Source organism: Microbacterium sp. (genome assembly GCF_011620715.1).
Taxonomy (GTDB): domain Bacteria; phylum Actinomycetota; class Actinomycetes; order Actinomycetales; family Microbacteriaceae; genus Microbacterium.
On the sequence record NZ_WOYP01000119.1, the window covers coordinates 1 to 3117 of the forward strand.

The 3117-nt window shown below is 70.8% G+C and carries 3 protein-coding genes and 1 pseudogene; all 4 read right to left on the minus strand.

What is annotated here, in order from left to right; translation table 11 throughout:
• Positions 1-430: pseudogene (locus tag QZV84_RS10950) on the minus strand (glycine--tRNA ligase); the annotation flags it as partial.
• Between the two features lie 309 nt (positions 431-739).
• Entirely contained in the window at positions 740-1873 is a 1134-nt protein-coding gene (gene menC, locus QZV84_RS10955; protein WP_292829363.1) for an o-succinylbenzoate synthase, read from the minus strand.
• 52 nt (positions 1874-1925) lie between these two features.
• Positions 1926-2081 (minus strand): hypothetical protein, encoded by a 156-nt coding sequence (locus QZV84_RS10960; RefSeq protein WP_292829365.1) that lies wholly within the window; start codon positions 2079-2081, stop codon positions 1926-1928.
• Between the two features lie 217 nt (positions 2082-2298).
• On the minus strand, positions 2299-3018 hold the full coding sequence (locus QZV84_RS10965) for a GNAT family N-acetyltransferase (RefSeq protein WP_292829367.1): 720 nt from the start codon (positions 3016-3018) through the stop codon (positions 2299-2301).
• Between the last annotated feature and the right edge of the window lie 99 nt (positions 3019-3117).

Sequence of the window (3117 nt, forward strand, 5' to 3'; positions counted from 1 at the left end):
ACGCCTTCTGGGGCTCCGCCCCAGACCCCCGGCTTGCTGACGCCGACGCCTTCTGGGGCTCCGCCCCAGACCCCCGGCTTGCTGACGCGCGCCCCTTCCGCGCCTCGAAGTCCTCGATGAGGTTGTCGGCGCGGAACCGGCGGTGGCAGTTAAGGCACTCAACGAGCGGGTCGGTGAAGGTCGCGACGTGGCCGGAGGCCTCCCAGACGCGCTTGGGGAGGATGACCGATGAGTCCAGACCGACCATGTCGCCGCGGCCGCGCACGAACGTCTGCCACCACTGGCGGCGGATGTTCTCCTTCAGCTCCGTGCCGAGTGGACCGTAGTCCCACGCCGAGCGGGATCCGCCGTAGATCTCGCCCGCCTGGAAGACGAACCCACGGTGGCGGGCGAGGGCGATGACTTTGTCGAGACGGGACTGCTCGGCCACGGTGGCTCCAATGGTCGGGTGAAGAGTGCGGAAATCCGCAGGATACCTGGCGGAGTACAGGGCGCAGCCTTGCGAACAAGCGTCGCACGGCATCCCTCGATTCTAGGTCAGCGGATGCCGGACCCTCGCGCCGAGTGGGGCTGCGGCGGCCAGCGCCGACACGAGCGTCACCGCGGCGAGCGGACCATAACTCCTCCTCGACGCGGTGCGTGACACGGCGGCGCGGCGGATTTCCGCGACTCGCGCCGACCGCGAGCGGGCGCGAGGAGGAGTTATGGCGCGCCCACTCGACCCGACCGCCATCGCGCCTCACCGGCGGACGGTCTCGCGGGCCACGGTGAAGTCCTCGAGCGCGATCGGGTCGATCTCGACGCCGATGCCGTGTCCGGTCGGCACGCGCACGTGTCCGTCCTCGAGCACCGCCGGCTCGGTCACGATGTCGCGCGTGTAGAACCGGTTCGACGCCGACACGTCGCCCGTCAGCGTGAAGCCCGGCAGGGCGGCGAGGGCGGCATTCGCGGCGCGCCCGATCCCGGTCTCGAGCATGCCTCCGCACCACACCGGGATACCGGCATCCCGGCACAGGTCGTGGATCGCGATCGCCTCGAGGTAGCCGCCGACCCTGCCCGCCTTGATGTTGATGACCGATGCGGCGCCCAGCGCGAGCGCGTCGGCCGCGGCCTTGTGCGACACGATCGACTCGTCCAGGCAGACCGGCGTGCGCAGGTGTCGCGCGAGCGTCGCATGATCGACGATGTCGTCCTCCTGCAGGGGCTGCTCGATCAGCAGCAGGTCGAATCTGTCGAGCTCGGCGAGCGAGTCGAGGTCAGCGAGTGTGTACGCGGAGTTCGCGTCGACCTGCAGCGGGATGCCGCCGAACGCGTCGCGCACGGCGGCGGTCTCGGCGATGTCGCGACCGGGCTTGATCTTGAGCTTGATGCGGACATAGCCCTCATCGAGGTAGGCGCGGACGACCTCGACCAGGGTCTCGCGATCACGCTGGATGCCGACGCTCACACCGCTCGGTACGCGATCTCGCACGGCGCCCAGGTACTCGCCGAGCGGACGCCCTTCGGCGCGGAGGGCCGCGTCGAGCACGGCGAGCTCGAGCCCGGCCTTGGCCATGCGGTGGCCGACGAACGGCCTGAGGGTCTCGGCGACGGTTTCGGGCGCGAGGCTGTGTCGGTCGAGCAGTGCGGGGACGAGCCAGCGGAGGGCGACATCCCAGGCTCCCTGCGTGTACTCGCTCGAGTACAGCGGTGCAGCGCCGGTGACGATCTCTCCCCAGCCGTCGCCGTCCGCGGTGAGCGCGCGGGCGATGATGACCTCGCGGACGGTCTCGGTGCCGAAGCTCGTCGTGAAGGGTGCGACGAGCGGGATCTGCAGGACGCGCAGCTCGAATCCCTCAAGGGCGACGGATGCTGCGGGGCGAGCGACGGGCATGCGACCAGGCTACGCCCGGGAGTCGAACCGCCGACCGCCGCAGGGGGTGCGGTCAGTGCGCGAGCGGGGCGCGGGTCTCGACCGCGACGAAGGTCGCACGCGAGCGCCGGGGTTTGCCTGCGCCGGGGACGAGGCGGACGCGACGGTGTTCGCTGTGGCGGGCGTCGCGTCTGATGCCGGATACGAACCTGTCGATGTATGCGCGCATGGCGGCCTCCTGGTGGTCGCGCCTCGCGGCGCGTCATCGTGAAGGAGCGCGCAACGGCGCGGGTGATACCTGTCTTCCGATCTTCGGAGACCAGCGCAATTCTCGGAGATCAGCGCGATCCTTGGAAACCGCGGGCGCAGCATCCGATGTGCGCGCAGTTCTCCGAATCTCTGTGGTGCAACTCCCGAAGTCCGCGGAGGTGCGTGGCAGGGACGAGCTACGGCCGGACGAACAGGTACCCGCGCTCGTCGTCGAAGCCGGCCGCGACCAGGCCCTCCGCCAGTCGGGCGAGGAACCCCTCGCGCACGCGGGCGCGCCAAGCCGCGGCATCCGTCGGTGATTCGCGACGCATCGTCTCGATCTCGTGCGGCACCGCGACCGACGCGACCACCCGCTCGTCGGCGGGGGTCGGCGCGGGCGGAGCGGCCAGCGCCCAGCTGACCATGAGCCGGTCGGTCTCGTCTCCCCGGTTCACGCCGTCGTCCATGGGTCCGTAGTGGTCGACGAGGTACTCGGTGATCCGCGCGCCGAGCACGCGCAGGTTGAAGTGGGCGTTGCGGGCGACGAGGGGGTCGAAGGTCCATGTGATGTGGCCGACGCCCCGCGCCAGGGCCCACTCGCGCTGGTGCTGCTTGAGCACACGGCCCAGTCCCTTGCTCTGCAGGCCGGGCAGCACCCCGGTGATGTGCGAGTGCATCGAGCGCGCAGAGGGTGGGGCGAAGAACGCGATGGATGCCCCCACCATGCGTCCGCCGTCGTACATTCCGACCACGTAGTTGCCGGAGTGCGCGAGCGCGCGCATGAGGTTCGGCGGCATCGAGTCGCGGTCGCCGGCCCACACTTCGCGCAGCACGTCGGCCGCCTCGTGGATCTGCGCGATCGACTCGAGCGGGCGGATCTCAATGCGGGTGTTCTCGTCGGAGGCGGGGTCGGCCATGCTCTCCACGCTACTCGCGCGGCTCCAGCGGCGCGGCTCCGGCAGCGCGGCTCCGGCAGCGCGGCTCCGGCAGCGCGGCTCCGGCAGGGACGCCCGCGC